Source organism: Pseudomonas sp. NPDC089406 (genome assembly GCF_044900265.1).
Lineage (GTDB): Bacteria > Pseudomonadota > Gammaproteobacteria > Pseudomonadales > Pseudomonadaceae > Aquipseudomonas > Aquipseudomonas fakonensis.
Genome location: NZ_JBJDNC010000003.1, coordinates 30,282 through 47,882, shown reverse-complemented (window position 1 = coordinate 47,882; position 17,601 = coordinate 30,282). Strand labels below are relative to the sequence as shown.

The window sequence follows — 17,601 nt, the reverse complement described above, 5'->3', positions numbered from 1 at the left end:
ACAGGGATCGCGTCAGCCCTGAAAGTGACGCCCCCCTGTAGGAGCCGGCTTGCCGGCGATTGCTTTATTCCTGCAACTGAATGGTCGCCTGCTGACGCAGCGTCGCCCCCAGGAAGTACGCCGGCAGGCGCAGCCGCGAGAGCATCATCAGCACGATGCCGAGCGCCGAGATGATCGCCGCGATCACGAACACCAACCCCAGCCCCCCTACATGCGAACCACTGCCGAAGTCTGGCGAGGCGCTGTCGATGGCGGTGCGCACGAAGATCACCGACAAGATCACCCCACCCACCAGCGGGCACAGGCCGCGCATGAACAAGTGGCGCAGGCTGGTGAACAGGCTGTGGCGGAAGTACCACACGCAGGCGAACGCAGTCAGCGAATAGTAGAAGCAGATCATCATGCCCAGGGCGGTGATGGTGTCAGCCAGCACGTTCTCGCTCAGGGTGCGCATGGTCACGTAGAACAGCGCGGCAGCAACGCCTGCGCAGATGGTCGCGTAACGCGGGGTCTGCGAGCGCGGGCAAACCTCGGCAAAGCGCTGCGGCACCGCGCCGTAGTAACCCATGGCAAGCAGCGTGCGCGCCGGCGAAACGAAGGTCGACTGCAGCGACGCCGCGGTGCTGGCCAGCACGGCGATGGACATCAGGATCGCCAGCGGCCCCATCACCGGGCCAGCCAGGTGGGCGAAGACGTTCTCCTGAATGCGCGGGTTATTCAGGCCCAGGCCCTCGTCGCTGATACCGGCGAACTGCAGGGTGGCGATGGCGGTGACCAGGTACAGGCCGAGAATCAGCAGCACGGTCCAGGTAGCGGCCTTGCCCGGCACCTCTTCACTGCCGACCGACTCTTCGCTGACGGTCAGGCACACATCCCAGCCCCAGAAGATGAAGATCGACAGCGACAGGCCAGCGGCGAACGCCGAGAACGACTCGACGCCGAACGGGTTGAACCAGGCCAGGTCGAACGCCAGCGGCGGCGGCGCCGTGGTTTCGCTGAAGGCAGCAAAGGCAAAGCCGACCAGCACCAGCAACTGTAACGCCACCAACCCGTACTGCACGGTCATGGTGGTGGCCATGCCGCGACAGCAGATCCACACCGCCAGGGCGATGAACACGCAACAGGTGCTGATGTTCACCAGCAGGTTGTCGGCCAGGGCCGCCAGCTGCTGCTCACCGGTAATCTGGGCGAGGAACAGGTAGAAGAAATCCACCGCCACACCGGCCAGGTTGGACAGCACGATGGTGGTGGCGACCACCAGCCCCCAGCCGCCGATCCAGCCGATCATCGGGCCGAAGGCCCGCGCCGACCAGGTGAACGAGGTGCCGCTGTCAGGCTCCGCCGAGTTCAGCTCGCGGTAACCCAGGGCCACCAGCAGCATTGGCAGAAATCCGACGATGAACACCGCCGGCAGGTGGGCGCCGACCTCGCGCACGGTCGGGCCGAGGGCGCCGGTCAGGGTGTAGACCGGGGCGATGGTGGAAATGCCCAGCACCACGCTGGCCAGCAGGCCCAGGCGGCCCTTGGCCAAGCCCTTGCTGCGCGAAGTGGTGCCCGAGTCGGCCGCATCGGGTGGGCGGCCGGCGTCTGTGTAATCGTTCATGAGTTTGTGCCGTAACTATTGGAATTGTTCTTACAGGCCCGCCGTAGAGGGCCCGCTTTCACTCATTGAAAGCTCGCGGTGGGGCACGGTCATCCCAGACCTTCGGCTTACGTCAGTTTCTGGCGACGTTCACCTTCCCGTGCAGCATGGGCAATGCAGGCCTCGCGAAACGCCTCGAACAGGCGCAGCGAGACCGGGTTTTCGGCGAAACGCCATTCCGGGTGCCATTGCACGCCAAGCACCAGGCCAGGCGCATCCGGCATCGATACCGCTTCGATCAGGCCATCCGGGGCCCGTGCCTCGACCCGCAGGCCCGGGGCCAGGCGGTCGATACCCTGGCTGTGCAGCGAGTTGACCTCGAACTGCGCAGCCAGGCCCAACTGCTCGAACAGCCCGCCCGGCGCGACACTGACCGGGTGGCGCGGGCTGTACTGCACCTCAAGCGGTGCATCCTGCGGTTCGCGGTGGTCGAGGTAGCCGGGCAGCTCGTGCACCCGCTGGTGCAGGCTGCCGCCCAGGGCCACGTTGAGCTCCTGGAAGCCACGGCAAATGCACAGCACCGGCACGCCCGCCGCAATCGCCGCCTGCAGCAATGGCAGGGTCAGGCGGTCGCGGGCCAGGTCGTGGCGGGTGCCTTCGGCGCTGGGGGCGCCATTGTAATGATGCGGCTCGACATTGGAAGGCGAGCCGGTGAACAGGATGCCATCGAGTTGCGCCAGCAACGCCTGGGTGTCACTGCCGCCGTCACGGGCCGGCAGAATCAGCGGCAGCCCGGCAAAGCCTGCGGCCTCGACATACTTGTCGCCCACCGTGTGCGACGAGTTCTTCCCCACCTGCTGGCGGCAGGCGCTGACACCGATCAAGGGGACCGCAATTGCGCTCATGGGCTTACACCGTGTGCAGGTACCAGTTGTACTCGAGGTCGGAGATCGACACTTCGAACTCGGCCAGCTCGCTTTCCTTGCAGGCCACGAAGATATCGATGTAGTCCGGGCTGATGTATTGGTTGAGCACTTCGCTGTCATCCAGCGCGCGCAGGGCATCGCGCAGGTTGTTCGGCAGGCTCTGATCCAGCTGCTCGTAGGAGTTGCCTTCGATCGGTGCACCCGGCTCGACCTGGTTGGTCAGGCCGTGGTGGATGCCGGCGAGGATTGCCGCGAGCATCAGGTAGGGGTTGGCGTCGGCGCCGGCCACGCGGTGCTCGATGCGCACGTTGTCGCTGCTGTCGGTGGGCACACGCAGGGCCACGGTGCGGTTGTCCAGGCCCCAGCTCGGCGCGTTGGGCACGTAGAACTGTGCACCGAAGCGCCGGTACGAGTTGATGTTCGGGCACAGGAAGGCCATCGACGCCGGCATGGTCTCCAGCACGCCGCCGATGGCATGGCGCAGGGTGTCGCTTTCAAGCGGGTCATCGCTTGCGAAGATGTTCTTGCCGGTTTTCTTGTCCAGCAGCGAGATGTGCACGTGCAGGCCGTTGCCGGCCTGGCCCGGGTAGGGCTTGGCCATGAAGGTGGTGTCCATTTCATGGTCGTAGGCGACGTTCTTGATCAGGCGCTTGAGCAGGATCGCGTAGTCGCAGGCCTTGAGCGGGTCGGCGACGTGATGCAGGTTCACTTCGAACTGCGCCGGGGCGCTTTCCTTGACGATGGCGTCGGCCGGCAGGCCCTGCTCCTTGGCCGCTTCGAGCATGTCCTGCAGGCAGTCGGCGTACTCGTCGAGGTCGTCGATCAGGTACACCTGAGTGGACTGCGGGCGCTTGCCCGAAATCGGCGAGCGCGGCGGCTGCGGGCGGCCGTTGAGGTTGTCCTGGTCGATCAGGTAGAACTCAAGCTCGAACGCGGCGCAGATATCCAGGCCCAGGGCGTCGAACTTGCTCACCACCTGGCGCAGCACCTCGCGCGGGTCGGCGAAGAACGGCTCGCCTTCAAGCTCGTGCATGGTCATCAGCAGCTGCGCGGTGGGGCGCTTCTGCCACGGCTCGTCGGCCAGGCTGCCGGGGATCGGGTAGCAGATGCGGTCAGCATCGCCGATGTCCAGGCCAAGCCCGGTGCTTTCAACGGTGGAGCCGTTGATGTCCAGGGCGAACAGCGAGGCCGGCAGGTTGATGCCCTTCTCGTACACCTTGTGCAGGCTGGCGCGCTCGATGCGCTTGCCACGTACCACCCCGTTCATGTCGGAGATCAGCAGGTCAACGTACTGGGTGTCCGGGTGGGCTTCGAGGAATTCGTTCATTTCGCGGGAAGAACGGGCGCACGGGGAGACCGACGTCATGGCTGTACATCCTTTGATTCGGAGCGGCGATGTGGAGCTGCGGATGACGCCTCGGAAGGCGACGATGGTGCTGCTGTTGTTCTTTTCACTGGCCCATCGTGGGGGGCAAGGCTTGCGACGGAGTGCATTGATTCCCCCGGGCCGTTTCACTATAAAATGGCCCCAACGCAACAGACATTGGCAATTCGGCAAGCAGAGCGTGCACCAATGCAATATCAGATCAACCATGCGGACCTGTCTCTGGTCCTGGCCCTGGAACGCGGCCGGTCACTGGCAAAGGCTGCCGAACTGCTCAAGGTGGACGTTTCCACGGTGTTTCGCTCGATCCGTCGGCTGGAATCGGCGCTGGGCACCGCGCTGTTCGTCAAGAGCCGCAAGGGCTACCTGCCCACCGACACCGCCCAGGCCCTGGCCGAGCAGGCCGAGCGCGCCGAGCAGGCGCTGGACGCCGCGCGCATCGCCCTGACCTGCGGCGAGCAGGTGGTCAGCGGCACCGTGCGCCTGACCTGCACCGAAGCCGTGCTGCACAGCCTGCTGCTGCCGGCGCTGGCCGAGTTCATGCCCAACTACCCGGCGCTGTCGCTGGAGATGGGCACCTCCAACACCTTCGCCAACCTCAGCCGGCGTGACGCCGACATCGCCCTGCGCCTGACCAACACGCCGCCTGAGCACCTGGTGGGCCGCTGCCTGGGCTCCACCAGCTACGTGATCTGCGGCCGCCCGGAGCTGCGCGAACGGCTGGACGCCGCAGCCAACAGCGTGCCGTGGATCGCCCCCGACGACTCCATGCAGGACCACGCCACGGTGGTCTGGCGCAACCAGCAGCACCCCGGGCTGACCCCGCGCTACCAGTGCAGCGGCATGTCGACCATCGCCCAGCTGGTGACCACCGGCCTGGGCGTGGCGGCGCTGCCGGACTACATGGTGCATGCCCTGCCGGGGGTCGAGGCGTTGAGCGGGCCGCTGCCGGGCTGCGACACCCAGCTGTGGCTGCTGACCCGGCCCGATTGCCGGGCGTTGCGTTCGGTGCAGACCTTGTTCGAGGAGCTGACGCCGCGGTTGCGTGACGCGATGCTGTGAGGTGGTTGTGCTCCCCGTATTGGAAGCGGTATGTTCAAGCCCAAGCGTGAAGGTGTCTGTTACGGCCCTTTCGCGGGCAAGCCCGCTCCCACAGGAGGGGCGTTGCTTACGGGAATGATGCAAACCTTGTGGGAGCGGGCTTGCCCGCGAAGAGGCCGGCACCAGTGCAAAGGCCGCCACTGGGCAAAACAGTCCTTCCCTATTGGCTGGTGATTTTTTAAACTATCGAGTCCGCCTGCCCATATAGGGCTGCACGCCCACCGCATTTGCTACTGAGGAAGACCATGGCCCGCGTAACTGTTGAAGACTGCCTGGAACACGTGGATAACCGCTTCGAGCTGGTCATGCTCTCGACCAAGCGCGCTCGCCAGCTGGCGACCGGCGGCAAAGAGCCGCGCGTTGCATGGGAAAACGACAAGCCAACCGTCGTTGCCCTGCGCGAAATCGCCGAAGGTATCGTCACCCCTGAATTCATCGCCGCCGAAGAGATCGTCACCGAAGATCCGGTGTTCGCCGCATTCGAGGACGAGAACAACGAGGCGGTCTGATTCATGCCCGGTCGACGTCGCGCGGCGCAAGGCCCTCTTCTTCTGCAAGAGGTGAACCCATGGCTGGTATAGAAGCCCTCGCCGAACGGCTGTCGACCTATCTGGGCCCGGAACAGGTCAACCTGGTCCGTCGCGCCTACTTCTACGCAGAACAAGCCCACGACGGCCAACGCCGGCGCAGCGGCGAACCCTACGTGACGCACCCGCTGGCGGTCGCCAGCATCCTTGCCGACATGCACATGGACCATCAGAGCCTGATGGCGGCCATGCTGCACGACGTGATCGAAGACACCGGCATCGCCAAGGAAGCCTTGAGCCAGCAGTTCGGCGAAACCGTCGCCGAGCTGGTGGACGGGGTCAGCAAGCTGACCCAGATGAACTTCGAGACCAAGGCCGAGGCGCAAGCGGAAAACTTCCAGAAAATGGCCATGGCCATGGCCCGCGACATCCGCGTGATCCTGGTCAAGCTGGCCGACCGCCTGCACAACATGCGCACCCTGGAAGTGCTGTCCGGCGAAAAACGCCGGCGCATCGCCAAGGAAACCCTCGAGATCTACGCCCCCATCGCCAACCGGCTGGGCATGCACAACGTGCGCGTGGAATTCGAGGACCTGGGCTTCAAGGCCATGCACCCGATGCGCTCTTCGCTGATCCACCGGGCAGTCAAGGCCGCCCGCGGCAACCGCAAGGAGCTGGTGGCCAAGATCGAGACCTCGCTGGCCAACTGCCTGGCCGCCGACGGCATCGAGGGTGAAGTCAGCGGCCGGCAAAAGCACCTCTATGGCATCTACAAGAAGATGCGCGGCAAGCGCCGCGCCTTCACCGAGATCATGGACGTGTACGCCTTCCGCATCGTGGTCGACAAGGTCGACACCTGCTACCGCGTGCTGGGCGCCGTGCACAACCTGTACAAGCCGCTGCCGGGCCGCTTCAAGGATTACATCGCGATCCCCAAGGCCAACGGTTACCAGTCGTTGCACACCACGCTGTTCGGCATGCACGGCGTGCCGATCGAAATCCAGATCCGCACCCGCGAGATGGAAGAGCTGGCCAACAACGGCATCGCCGCGCACTGGCTGTACAAGTCCAACGAAGAAGAGCAGCCCAAGGGCAGCCACGCCCGCGCCCGCCAGTGGGTCAAGGGCATCCTCGAACTGCAGCAGCGTGCCGGCAACTCGCTGGAATTCATCGAGAGCGTGAAGATCGACCTGTTCCCCGACGAGGTCTACGTCTTCACCCCCAAAGGCCGGATCATGGAGCTGCCCAAAGGCTCCACCGCGGTCGACTTCGCCTACGCGGTGCACACCGATGTGGGCAACAGCTGCATCGCCTGCCGCATCAACCGCCGCCTGGCGCCGCTGTCCGAACCGCTGCAAAGCGGCTCGACGGTGGAGATCGTCAGCGCCCCGGGCGCCCGCCCCAACCCGGCCTGGCTCAACTTCGTGGTCACCGGCAAGGCACGCACGCACATCCGCCACGCCCTCAAGCAGCAGCGCCGCTCCGAGTCCATCAGCCTGGGCGAACGCCTGCTGAACAAGGTGCTCACCGGCTTCGACAGCAGCCTGGAAAAAATCCCCCAGGAGCGCATTCAGCCGATCCTCGCCGAGTACCGCCTGGAACTGATCGAAGACCTGCTCGAGGACATCGGCCTGGGCAACCGCATGGCTTATGTGGTCGCCCGCCGCCTGCTGTCCGCCGAAGGCGAGCAGTTGCCGGCGCCGGAAGGCCCGCTGGCGATCCGCGGCACCGAAGGCCTGGTCATGAGCTATGCCAAGTGCTGCACGCCGATCCCGGGCGACCCGATCGTCGGCCACCTGTCGGCGGGCAAGGGCATGGTCGTGCACCTGGAAGACTGCCGCAACATCAGTGAAATCCGCCACAACCCTGAAAAGTGCCTGCAGCTTTCCTGGGCTAAAGATGTCACCGGCGAGTTCAACGTCGAACTGCGCGTCGAGCTTGAGCACCAGCGCGGCCTGATCGCGCTGCTGGCCAGCAGCGTCAACGCCGCCGACGGCAACATCGAAAAAATCAGCATGGACGAACGCGACGGCCGTATCAGCGTGGTCCAACTGGTGGTCAGCGTGCACGACCGCGTGCACCTGGCCCGCGTGATCAAGAAGCTGCGCACCTTGACCGGCGTGGTCCGCATCACCCGCATGCGTGCGTAGTCCGCCCACCGCAAGGAGTCACTCATGAGCAAGACCGTCATCACCAGCGACAAGGCCCCTGCCGCTATCGGCACCTACTCGCAAGCGATCAAGGCCGGCAACACCGTGTACATGTCGGGGCAGATCCCGCTGGACCCGAAAACCATGGAGCTGGTCGAAGGCTTCGAAGCCCAGACCGTGCAGGTGTTCGAGAACCTCAAATCGGTAGCCGAGGCGGCCGGTGGTTCGTTCAAGGACATCGTCAAGCTGAACATCTTCCTCACCGACCTGAGCCACTTCGCCAAGGTCAACGAAGTGATGGGCCGCTACTTCGAGCAGCCGTACCCGGCCCGCGCCGCCATTGGCGTGGCCGCGCTGCCCAAGGGCGCCCAGGTCGAGATGGACGCCATCCTGGTCCTCGAGTGATGCCCCGGTGACGGGCCCTGCGCCCGTCACCACCCCCTCCCTGCCCCAAGGTTTCCCCCCCATGCGCCACGCCTTGCCCCTCGCGCTGGCAGCCCTGCTTTTGGGCGGCTGCGCCAGCCACAAACCCGAAGATTTCAACGGCACCTGGATCAACCAGGAGGCCATCGACGCCGCCGCCAAAGGCACCAGCCTGCGCCAGGCCCTGGCCGATCACGGCCCGGTGTTCGAGTGGAAAGTCGACGTCAAGAACCAACAAGCCAGCTTCAGCAACGGCTTTGAAGCCGCCGACGGGCGCCTGAGCGCCAACCAGAACAACTGGCAGGTGGACTTCGACGGCGGCCAGAGCGAGCAACTCACGCTCGACGGCGACGAGCTGCAGGCCAGCGACCCGTCCGGCCATCAGCAGACCTTCGCCCGCGCCAAGGCCGCCGGCGCCGCGCCGCTGGGCAGCAGTTTCGAGAAGGCGCTGTATCAGGCCTACCTGGGCGGCGACTGGAAGATCAGCGAAGGCCAGGGCAAAGGTGCCACGGTACGCTTCAGCGACACCGGCAGCGTCACCGGCCTGCCTGGCCCGGACCGCTTCGCCCTGTGCCTGGCAGGCGACTGCGCCAGCATGGGCGGCGGCAACGACAGCCTGTGGCTGGAGCGCGACCAGCGCGGCGCGCCGTTCATCTTCAAGCGTGATGGCGACAAGCTGACCATTTTCAAAGCGGTGAATACCGCGCAGCCGGATGAAATTCCGCAGCTGGCGGCCGGCGCCCAACAGTGGGTGCTGGAGAAGGATTGAAGCTCATCGCGGGGCAAGCCCGCTCCCACACCAGACAGTGGGAGCGGGCTTGCCCCGCGATAGGGCCGCACCGTTATCCGCGGCCCTGCAATATCGCCGCATACCCCTCTTTGTAACTCGGATACACCGGTACCCAGCCCAACGCCCGCGCCCGGGCATTGCTGCAGCGCTTGCTGCCGGTACGCCGCACCCGCTGCTCGTCCGACCACTCGGTAACCCCCAGGTACTCGCGCAGCCAGGCCACCACGTCGGCCAGCGGCGCCGGGTCATCGTCAACGCCGATATAGCAGTCATCCAGCGCCACGCCACGCGCATCGGCCTGCAGCAGGTACGCCAGCAGGCTGGCGGCATCCTCGGCGTGAATACGGTTGCCGTACAGCGGCGGCTCTTCTGCCACCCGGTAACCCTGGCGCACCTGGCTCAACAGCCACTCGCGCCCCGGGCCATAGATGCCGGTCAGGCGCACGATGCTGGCCGGGATACCGCTGTGCAGCGCCAACTGCTCGGCTTCGAGCATCAGCTTGCCGGAATAGCCTTCAGGCGTGGTGGCAGCGGTTTCGTCGATCCACTCGCCATCCTTCTGCGCGAACACGCTGCTGCTGGAGACGAACAAAAGCCTGCGCGGGCGCTGGCCGCTGCGCTCGAGCCAACCCAGCACATGCCGCAGGCCGTCGACGTAGGCGGCCTGGTAACCGGCCTCATCGTGCTGGCTGGCAGCAACGCAGTACACCAGGTAGTCGGGCGCCCGCTCGGGCCAGTCGGCTGGGATGCGCCGGTCGGCAAGGTCGGCGGCAACCGGCTGCACACCCTCAGGCAGGTGCTGCACCGAGCGCCGCAAGCCGCTCACGTGCCAGCCCAGGCCCAGCAACTGGCGGGCCAGACGCCCGCCGACATCCCCACAACCCACGATCAAAGCAGAAACGCCTGACATGCAAATTCTCCTCATTCTGTAGGGGCAGGCTATAGGTTCCAGGCGATCAACGGCTATACCAAGGTCAAAAAAAGCAATCACATTACTTTTGTTAACAAGAATTACTTGCAATAATGGCGGTCTTGTCTGTTCTCGGCCTGCTTCGAGGCCCTGGAGAACTCAACCCATTCTTCTTCATCAGGTCCGGCCAGCATGACACGCATTCAACCTTCCGCTTCGCCAACCCCGTCGCGCGCCTGGCGCGCCATCGCCGCGCTGATGTTCAGCCTGGTGCTGGCCCCCCTGGCCATGGCCGATGAGCCAGCCGCCAACGCCGCTGCCACCCCGGCCGCCGCCACCGCTCCGGCAGCCCCGGCTGCTGAAGGCCAGACCCCGGCTACCACGCCGGTCGAAGCCGCCGCAGACGCCCAGGCCCCGGCTGGCGAAGACGTGCAGGCGCTGGTCGAAGACACCTCGCTCGGCATGGCCCACGACCTGTCCCCATGGGGCATGTACAAGAACGCCGACATCGTCGTCAAAGCCGTGATGATCGGCCTGGCTATCGCCTCGATCATCACCTGGACCATCTGGATCGCCAAAGGCTTCGAGCTGATGGGCGCCAAGCGTCGCCTGCGTGGTGAAATCGCCGCCCTGAAGAAGTCGATCACCCTCAAGGAGGCCAGCGAGGTCTCCAACAAGGAAGGCACCCTGGCCCACACCCTGGTGCACGACGCCCTCGAAGAAATGCGCCTGTCGGCCAACGCCCGCGAGAAGGAAGGCATCAAGGAGCGTGTGAGCTTCCGCCTGGAGCGCCTGGTCCACGCCAGCGGCCGCAACATGAGCAGCGGCACCGGCGTACTCGCCACCATCGGTTCCACCGCGCCTTTCGTCGGTTTGTTCGGTACCGTGTGGGGCATCATGAACAGCTTCATCGGCATCGCCAAAACCCAGACCACCAACCTGGCCGTAGTCGCCCCAGGCATCGCCGAAGCCCTGCTGGCCACCGCCCTGGGCCTGGTCGCGGCGATCCCTGCCGTGGTCATCTACAACGTCTTCGCCCGCTCCATCGCCGGCTACAAGGCGCAGGTCTCCGACGCTTCCGCCCAGGTGCTGCTGCTGGTCAGCCGTGACCTGGACCATCAAGGTGGCGAGCGCGCTGCCCCGCACATGGTGAAAGTGGGGTAAGCCATGGGCCTGCATCTCAACGAAGGTGGCGACGACCTCGCCGAAAACCACGAAATCAACGTCACGCCCTTCATCGACGTGATGCTGGTGCTGCTGATCATCTTCATGGTCGCAGCGCCGCTGGCCACGGTCGACATCAAGGTCGACCTGCCCGCCTCCACCGCAAAACCTGCGCCGAGGCCGGAAAAACCAGTGTTCGTCAGCGTCAAGGCCGACAAGAAGCTGTACGTCGGCGACGATGAAGTGGCCCAGCCCGACCAACTTGGCGCCATGCTCGACGCCAAGTCCAAGGGTGACAAGGAAACCACCATCTTCTTCCAGGCTGACAAGGGCGTCGACTACGGCGACCTGATGGAAGTGATGAACACCATGCGCGCCGCCGGTTACCTCAAGGTCGGCCTGGTCGGGCTAGAGACGGCAGCCAAGAAATGACGAAAACGCGCTCTAACATGGCGCGCTACGGCACTGCCCTGGCCATCGTGCTGGGCGTGCACGTGGTCGCCGTGGTGCTGACGCTCAACTGGTCGGTGCCCCAGGCCATCGAGCTGCCGCCGGCAGCGATGATGGTCGAGCTGGCACCGCTGCCGGAGCCCGCGCCGCCGCCACCGCCGAAAGTCGCGCCAAAACCGCCGACGCCGATCGAGGAGCCGCCGCTGCCCAAGCTGGTAGAAGCGCCAAAGCCGAAGATCGCCATCCCCAAGCCGCCCAAGCCCAAGGCCAAGCCGCAGCCGCCCAAGCCTGAGAAAAAGCCTGAGCCGCCGAAGGATGAACCGCCGGTCGACCAGGACGTGGCCGATACGCCGCCGAGCAACGCACCACCGCAAAAATCTGCGGCGCCGGCACCGAGCATCGCCTCCAACAGCAATGCCCTGCCCAGCTGGCAGAGCGACCTGCTGCGCCACCTGGCGAAGTACAAGAAGTACCCCGAGGACGCTCGCCGTCGCGGGCTGCAGGGCATCAACCGCCTGCGCTTCGTGGTCGACGCCGAAGGCAAGGTGGTCTCGTACTCGCTGGCCGGCGGCTCAGGCAGCGCTGCGCTGGACCGCGCCACGCTGGAGATGATCCGCCGCGCAGGCACCGTGCCCAAGCCACCGGCCGAGCTGCTGAACAACGGCACCATCGAAGTGGTGGCACCGTTCGTGTACTCGCTGGACCGACGTTGACGTTTTTTGTTTCTGTCACAAAACGGCAAGTCTGATAACGTGCGTCTATCGATTGCAGCCGCTATGCTGGGGCCGCAACTTCATGGACGCACGTTATGACCCTCACCGAACTTCGCTACATCGTCACCCTCGCCCAGGAGCAGCACTTCGGCCACGCCGCCGAACGCTGCCACGTCAGCCAGCCCACGCTGTCGGTCGGCGTGAAGAAGCTCGAGGACGAGCTTGGCGTGCTGATCTTCGAACGCAGCAAGAGCGCCGTTCGTCTGACGCCGGTGGGTGAAAGCATCGTCGCCCAAGCACAAAAGGTGCTCGAGCAGGCCCAGGGCATCCGCGAACTGGCCCAGGCCGGCAAGAACCAGCTCACCGCCCCGCTCAAGGTCGGCGCCATCTATACCGTCGGCCCGTACCTGTTCCCGCACCTCATTCCGCAACTGCACCGCGTTGCCCCGCAGATGCCGCTGTACATCGAAGAAAACTTCACCCACGTGCTGCGCGAAAAACTGCGCAACGGTGAACTGGACGCGGTGATCATCGCCCTGCCGTTCAACGAAGCCGATGTGCTCACCCTGCCGCTGTACGACGAACCGTTCTGCGCGCTGATGCCGGCCGACCACCCGTGGACCGCGAAAAAAACCATCGACACCGCCCTGCTCAACGACAAGAGCCTGCTGTTGCTCGGTGAAGGCCACTGCTTCCGCGACCAGGTGCTCGAAGCCTGCCCGACGCTGAACAAGGGCGGCGAAGGTGCCAAGCACACCACGGTGGAGTCCAGCTCGCTGGAAACCATCCGCCACATGGTCGCCTCGGGCCTGGGCGTGTCGATCCTGCCGCTGTCGGCGGTGCACAGCCACCATTACGCCCCGGGCGTGATCGAAGTGCGCCCGCTCACTGCACCAGCGCCGTTCCGCACCGTGGCCATCGCCTGGCGCGCCAGCTTCCCGCGGCCCAAGGCGATCGAAATCCTCGCCGACTCGATCCGCCTGTGCTCGGTGGCCAAGGCACCCACGGAAGAACCGGCCTGAGCCATGACTGAGCTGTCGAACGTCTCGGTCACCGCGCTCAAGGGCGTTGGCGAAGCCATGGCAGAGAAGCTCGCCAAGGTCGGGCTGGAGAACCTGCAGGACGTACTGTTCCACCTGCCCCTGCGCTACCAGGACCGCACCCGCGTGGTGCCCATCGGCCAACTGCGCCCGGGGCAGGATGCGGTGATCGAGGGCGTGGTCAGCGGCGCCGATGTGACCATGGGCAAGCGCCGCAGTTTAGTCGTGCGCCTGGGTGACGGTACCGGCGTGCTGAGCCTGCGCTTCTACCATTTCAGCAATGCGCAAAAGGAAGGCCTCAAGCGCGGCACTCACCTGCGCTGCTACGGCGAGGCCCGCCCCGGCGCCTCGGGGCTTGAGATCTACCACCCCGAATACCGCGCGCTCAACGGCGACGAGCCGGCGCCGCCGGTGGAACAGACCCTCACGCCCATCTACCCGAGCACCGAAGGCCTGACCCAGCAGCGCCTGCGCCTGTTGTGCCAGCAGAGCCTGGGCATGCTTGGCCCGCGCAGCCTGCCCGACTGGCTGCCCGACGAACTGGCCCGCGATTATCAATTGGCGCCGCTGGACGACGCCATCCGCTACCTGCACAACCCGCCGGCCGACGCCGATGTGGACGAACTTGCCGAAGGCCACCACTGGGCCCAGCACCGCCTGGCCTTCGAAGAGCTGCTGACCCACCAGCTGTCGCAGCAGCGCCTGCGCGAAAGCCAGCGCGCCCTGCGTGCACCGGTACTGCCCAAAGCCAGCCGCCTGCCGGCGCAGTACCTGGCCAACCTCGGCTTCAGCCCCACCGGCGCCCAGCAGCGGGTCGGCAACGAGATCGCCTACGACCTCGCCCAGCACGAGCCGATGATGCGCCTGGTGCAGGGTGACGTGGGTGCCGGCAAGACCGTGGTCGCCGCCCTGGCCGCGCTGCAGGCGCTGGAGGCCGGCTACCAGGTGGCGCTGATGGCGCCCACCGAGATCCTCGCCGAACAGCACTACATCACCTTCAAGCGCTGGCTGGAGCCGCTGGGGATCGAAGTCGCCTGGCTGGCCGGCAAGCTCAAGGGCAAGGCCCGCGCCAGCGCGCTGGAGCAGATCGCCGGCGGCACGCCGATGGTGGTCGGCACCCACGCGCTGTTCCAGGACGAGGTGCAGTTCAAGCACCTGGCCCTGGCGATCATCGACGAGCAGCACCGCTTCGGCGTGCAGCAGCGCCTGGCGCTGCGCAAGAAAGGCGTGATGGGCCAACTGTGCCCGCACCAGCTGATCATGACCGCCACGCCCATCCCGCGCACCCTGGCCATGAGCGCCTACGCCGACCTGGACACCTCGATCCTCGACGAACTGCCCCCCGGGCGCACCCCGGTGAACACCGTGCTGGTGGCCGACAGCCGCCGCTTCGAGGTGGTCGAGCGGGTACGCGCCGCCTGCGCCGAGGGGCGCCAGGCCTACTGGGTGTGCACGCTGATCGAGGAATCCGAAGAACTTACCTGCCAGGCCGCCGAAAGCACCTTCGAAGAGCTTGGCAGTGCCCTGGGCGAACTGCGCGTGGGGCTGATCCACGGGCGCATGAAGCCTGTCGAAAAAGCCGCGGTGATGGCCGAATTCAAGGCCGGCAACCTGCAGTTGCTGGTGGCCACCACGGTGATCGAGGTGGGCGTGGACGTACCCAACGCCAGCCTGATGATCATCGAGAACCCCGAGCGCCTGGGCCTGGCCCAACTGCACCAGCTGCGCGGCCGGGTTGGCCGGGGCAGCGCGGCCAGCCACTGCGTGTTGCTGTACCACCCGCCGCTGTCGCAGATCGGCCGCGAGCGGCTGGGCATCATGCGGGAAACCAACGACGGCTTCGTCATCGCCGAAAAGGACCTGGAGCTGCGCGGCCCCGGCGAGATGCTCGGGACCCGCCAGACCGGCCTGCTGCAGTTCAAGGTCGCCGACCTGATGCGCGACGCCGACCTGCTGCCGGCCGTGCGCGATGCCGCCCAGGCCCTGCTGGCACGCTGGCCGGACCACGTCAGCCCGCTGCTCGATCGCTGGCTGCGCCACGGCCAGCAATATGGCCAGGTGTGACGCCCGTCCCATTATGGATCCAGCTTGCCGGTCAGGCTGGTTATACTTCGCGTTCAAAAGAATTAGTGGATACAGACCATGACTGAAGTTGCCCTCGACACTGCAACCCCACACGCACCGTCTGTCATCCGGCTGTTGCTCGAAAAACTCGGCGTGGCGTTCGTCGAGGTGCCGGAACACCCCGAGCTGCCAGCCGCCTCGCGGGTGCAGGCGATTCTGCTCGATGACGAGATCGGCGCCCTGATGGTGCTGTTCCCCTACAGCAAGCTGCTGGACCTGAACCGCCTCGAAGAGCTGACCGGGCGCAAACTCAAGGCCGTGCCCTTGCCGCGCCTCAAGCAGATGCTCGACAAGCACCAGCTCAAGGCGCTGCCGGCGATCCCGGCACTGACCAGCTCGCCGTGCCTGTACGAAGGCAAGCTGCTCGAGGCCGAGTACCTGCTGATCCAGTCCGGTGAAGCGGGCTTACTGCTGAAGATCCAGCGTGACGACTTCAAGCGCATGCTCGCCAAGGCCAGCGCCGGCGCGTTCGGCCAGCCGGTGCGGGACATCCGCCCCAACCTCGACCGGCCGGGTGACGACTCCCGCGAAATCACCCTGGCGGTGGAAGCCTTCACCGCCCGGCGCATCCAGAAGCGCCTGGAAGAAACCATCGAGATCCCGCCGCTGGCCGACACCGCGCAGAAGATCATCAAACTGCGCGTCGACCCCAACGCCAGCATCGACGACATCACCGGCGTGGTCGAAACCGACCCGGCCCTGGCCGCGCAAGTGGTCAGCTGGGCCGCCTCGCCCTACTACGCCTCCCCCGGCAAGATCCGCTCGGTGGAAGACGCCATCGTGCGTGTGCTGGGCTTTGACCTGGTGATCAACCTGGCCCTGGGCCTGGCCCTGGGCAAGACCCTGAGCCTGCCCAAGGACCACCCGCAACAGGCCACGCCCTACTGGCAGCAGTCGATCTACACCGCTGCGGTGATCGAGGGCCTGACCCGCGCCATGCCGCGCGCCGAACGCCCTGAAGCCGGCCTGACCTACCTTGCAGGCCTGCTGCACAACTTCGGCTATCTGCTGCTGGCCCACGTGTTCCCGCCGCACTTCTCGCTGATCTGCCGCCACCTGGAGGTCAACCCGCACCTGTGCCACAGCTACGTGGAGCAACACCTGCTGGGCATCAGCCGCGAGCAGATCGGCGCCTGGCTGATGAAGCTTTGGGACATGCCGGACGAGCTGTCCGCCGCGCTACGGTTCCAGCACGACCCGCATTACGACGGCGAGTTCTCGCAGTTCCCCAACCTGGTGTGCCTGGCCGTGCGCTTGCTGCGTTCGCGGGGCATCGGCTCCGGCCCGCAGGATGAAATCCCGGACGAGCTGCTCGAGCGCCTGGGGTTGACCCGGGACAAGGCCGAAGAAGTGGTGAACAAGGTGCTGGAAGCCGAAGCGCTGCTGCGCGAGCTGGCGTCGCAGTTCCAGGCGCCGCATTGACCTGACGGACCGCCGCTCCTACAGCGGTGGTGCATCCCTGATCAGGTGCGGTATCAGGCTTTCTTCTTCGGCTTCAGGTACTTCATCAAGCCCTGGAACCAGATCACCAGCGCCGGGTTGCCCTTGATCTGGATGCTCTTGTCCTGAATACCCTGCATGAACGCCAGCTGCTTGTTGCCCGCCTGCAGGGTGGCGAAGCCATAGGCGGCATCCTTGAACGCGATGGCGAAGGCCGGTTGCGGGTGCAGGCCGCCTTTGCTGCTGATGCGCAGGTCCCTGACCGTGAAGTGCCGGGCAACCTTGCCGTCGAGGGTCTGCATCTGGAACACCAGGTCCTTGCCCTGCAGCTGCTGCTGGAACGCCGGGTTCTTGCGGCTGGCCCTGGCCATCAGCAGGCCCATGGCCCAGAGAAGAAAGCGAAACTTCATCAACGCGCCTCGATTGAAAAATGACTGAGGCGCGCAGTTTATCCGTTTATTGGTTTATTTACGCAAGTTCGCCACATTTTCCCGCCACAAACGCAACGGGCGCCTTCAGGCGCCCGTTTGATCAACCGCAGAAGGTTGACGCGTTACTTCTTCTTGGCTGGCTTGGCCGGGGTGTTGACGCTGTCACGCAGGTTCTTGCCGGGCTTGAAAGCAACGGTATTGCTGGCCTTGATCTTCACTGGCTGACCGGTTTGCGGGTTCTTGCCGGTGCGCGCGCCGCGGTGGCGTTTTTCGAAGGTGCCGAAACCGACCAGGGTGACGGTGTCCTTGTCGAGCGCGCCGGTGATGCTGTCGAGAATCGCGTTGAGGACCTGGTTGGCCTTTTCCTTGGTCAGATCGGCCTTTTCAGCAATGACTGCGGCGAGTTCTGGTTTACGCATAGTGAAGCCTCTTTGACGGGATTTTTT

17 protein-coding genes are annotated in these 17,601 nt (G+C 65.4%); 11 read left to right on the top strand and 6 right to left on the bottom strand.

Annotated features, from left to right (window positions below; genetic code table 11):
* Positions 1-64: 64 nt before the first annotated feature.
* The 3 genes from ACI2KK_RS02800 to ACI2KK_RS02790 all read right to left on the bottom strand — a co-directional run bounded on the left by ACI2KK_RS02800 (position 65) and on the right by ACI2KK_RS02790 (position 3,874).
* Complete coding sequence (locus ACI2KK_RS02800) at positions 65-1,603, bottom strand: APC family permease (RefSeq protein ID WP_404667791.1); 1,539 nt, start codon at positions 1,601-1,603, stop codon at positions 65-67.
* Positions 1,604-1,710: 107 nt separating this feature from the next.
* Positions 1,711-2,487: a gamma-glutamyl-gamma-aminobutyrate hydrolase family protein gene (locus ACI2KK_RS02795; protein ID WP_404667790.1), complete on the bottom strand. Its 777-nt coding sequence runs from the start codon at positions 2,485-2,487 to the stop codon at positions 1,711-1,713.
* A gap of 4 nt (positions 2,488-2,491) precedes the next feature.
* The gene (locus tag ACI2KK_RS02790) at positions 2,492-3,874 is read right to left on the bottom strand and encodes a glutamine synthetase family protein (RefSeq protein WP_404667789.1); all 1,383 of its coding nucleotides are present in this window, start codon (positions 3,872-3,874) and stop codon (positions 2,492-2,494) included.
* Positions 3,875-4,081: 207 nt separating this feature from the next.
* On the opposite strand from ACI2KK_RS02790, the gene ACI2KK_RS02785 reads away from it, so the two are divergent.
* The 5 genes from ACI2KK_RS02785 (at position 4,082) to ACI2KK_RS02765 (ending at position 8,862) form a co-directional block, all read left to right on the top strand.
* Positions 4,082-4,954: a LysR family transcriptional regulator gene (locus ACI2KK_RS02785; protein ID WP_404667788.1), complete on the top strand. Its 873-nt coding sequence runs from the start codon at positions 4,082-4,084 to the stop codon at positions 4,952-4,954.
* Between the two features lie 284 nt (positions 4,955-5,238).
* On the top strand, positions 5,239-5,502 hold the full coding sequence (gene rpoZ, locus ACI2KK_RS02780; protein WP_008091595.1) for a DNA-directed RNA polymerase subunit omega: 264 nt from the start codon (positions 5,239-5,241) through the stop codon (positions 5,500-5,502).
* Positions 5,503-5,561: 59 nt separating this feature from the next.
* Positions 5,562-7,670 carry a bifunctional GTP diphosphokinase/guanosine-3',5'-bis pyrophosphate 3'-pyrophosphohydrolase gene (gene spoT / locus ACI2KK_RS02775; protein ID WP_217840982.1) on the top strand — a complete coding sequence of 703 codons (2,109 nt, stop codon included), beginning with the start codon at positions 5,562-5,564 and terminating at the stop codon, positions 7,668-7,670.
* 24 nt (positions 7,671-7,694) lie between these two features.
* Complete coding sequence (locus ACI2KK_RS02770) at positions 7,695-8,075, top strand: RidA family protein (protein WP_110991989.1); 381 nt, start codon at positions 7,695-7,697, stop codon at positions 8,073-8,075.
* Between the two features lie 61 nt (positions 8,076-8,136).
* Complete coding sequence (locus ACI2KK_RS02765; RefSeq protein ID WP_404667787.1) at positions 8,137-8,862, top strand: hypothetical protein; 726 nt, start codon at positions 8,137-8,139, stop codon at positions 8,860-8,862.
* Between the two features lie 73 nt (positions 8,863-8,935).
* Here ACI2KK_RS02765 and ACI2KK_RS02760 read toward each other — a convergent pair whose 3' ends face one another.
* On the bottom strand, positions 8,936-9,793 hold the full coding sequence (locus tag ACI2KK_RS02760) for an NAD-dependent epimerase/dehydratase family protein (protein WP_404667786.1): 858 nt from the start codon (positions 9,791-9,793) through the stop codon (positions 8,936-8,938).
* A 192-nt stretch (positions 9,794-9,985) separates the two neighbouring features.
* Here ACI2KK_RS02760 and exbB point away from each other — a divergent pair, with 192 nt between their 5' ends.
* From exbB to ACI2KK_RS02730, 6 genes are all read left to right on the top strand, one after another.
* Positions 9,986-10,957, top strand: coding sequence for a tonB-system energizer ExbB (exbB, locus tag ACI2KK_RS02755; RefSeq protein ID WP_404667785.1), 972 nt, complete (start codon positions 9,986-9,988; stop codon positions 10,955-10,957).
* 3 nt (positions 10,958-10,960) lie between these two features.
* Positions 10,961-11,389: a TonB system transport protein ExbD gene (gene exbD, locus ACI2KK_RS02750; RefSeq protein WP_404667784.1), complete on the top strand. Its 429-nt coding sequence runs from the start codon at positions 10,961-10,963 to the stop codon at positions 11,387-11,389.
* Positions 11,386-12,120 carry an energy transducer TonB gene (locus ACI2KK_RS02745; RefSeq protein ID WP_369988773.1) on the top strand — a complete coding sequence of 245 codons (735 nt, stop codon included), beginning with the start codon at positions 11,386-11,388 and terminating at the stop codon, positions 12,118-12,120. The genes exbD and ACI2KK_RS02745 overlap by 4 nt, the downstream gene beginning before the upstream one ends.
* 95 nt (positions 12,121-12,215) lie before the next feature.
* A complete protein-coding gene (locus ACI2KK_RS02740) occupies positions 12,216-13,142 on the top strand; it encodes a hydrogen peroxide-inducible genes activator (RefSeq protein ID WP_217840988.1) in 927 nt (308 codons plus the stop codon).
* A 3-nt stretch (positions 13,143-13,145) separates the two neighbouring features.
* The gene (gene recG / locus ACI2KK_RS02735) at positions 13,146-15,224 is read left to right on the top strand and encodes an ATP-dependent DNA helicase RecG (RefSeq protein WP_217840989.1); all 2,079 of its coding nucleotides are present in this window, start codon (positions 13,146-13,148) and stop codon (positions 15,222-15,224) included.
* Between the two features lie 78 nt (positions 15,225-15,302).
* The gene (locus tag ACI2KK_RS02730; protein ID WP_217840990.1) at positions 15,303-16,706 is read left to right on the top strand and encodes an aminoacyl-tRNA deacylase and HDOD domain-containing protein; all 1,404 of its coding nucleotides are present in this window, start codon (positions 15,303-15,305) and stop codon (positions 16,704-16,706) included.
* Positions 16,707-16,759: 53 nt separating this feature from the next.
* Here the strand turns inward: ACI2KK_RS02730 and ACI2KK_RS02725 are convergent, their stop codons facing one another.
* Positions 16,760-17,134 (bottom strand): helicase, encoded by a 375-nt coding sequence (locus ACI2KK_RS02725; protein ID WP_404667783.1) that lies wholly within the window; start codon positions 17,132-17,134, stop codon positions 16,760-16,762.
* Positions 17,135-17,277: 143 nt separating this feature from the next.
* A complete protein-coding gene (locus ACI2KK_RS02720) occupies positions 17,278-17,574 on the bottom strand; it encodes an HU family DNA-binding protein (RefSeq protein WP_054884748.1) in 297 nt (98 codons plus the stop codon).
* Positions 17,575-17,601: the final 27 nt, after the last annotated feature.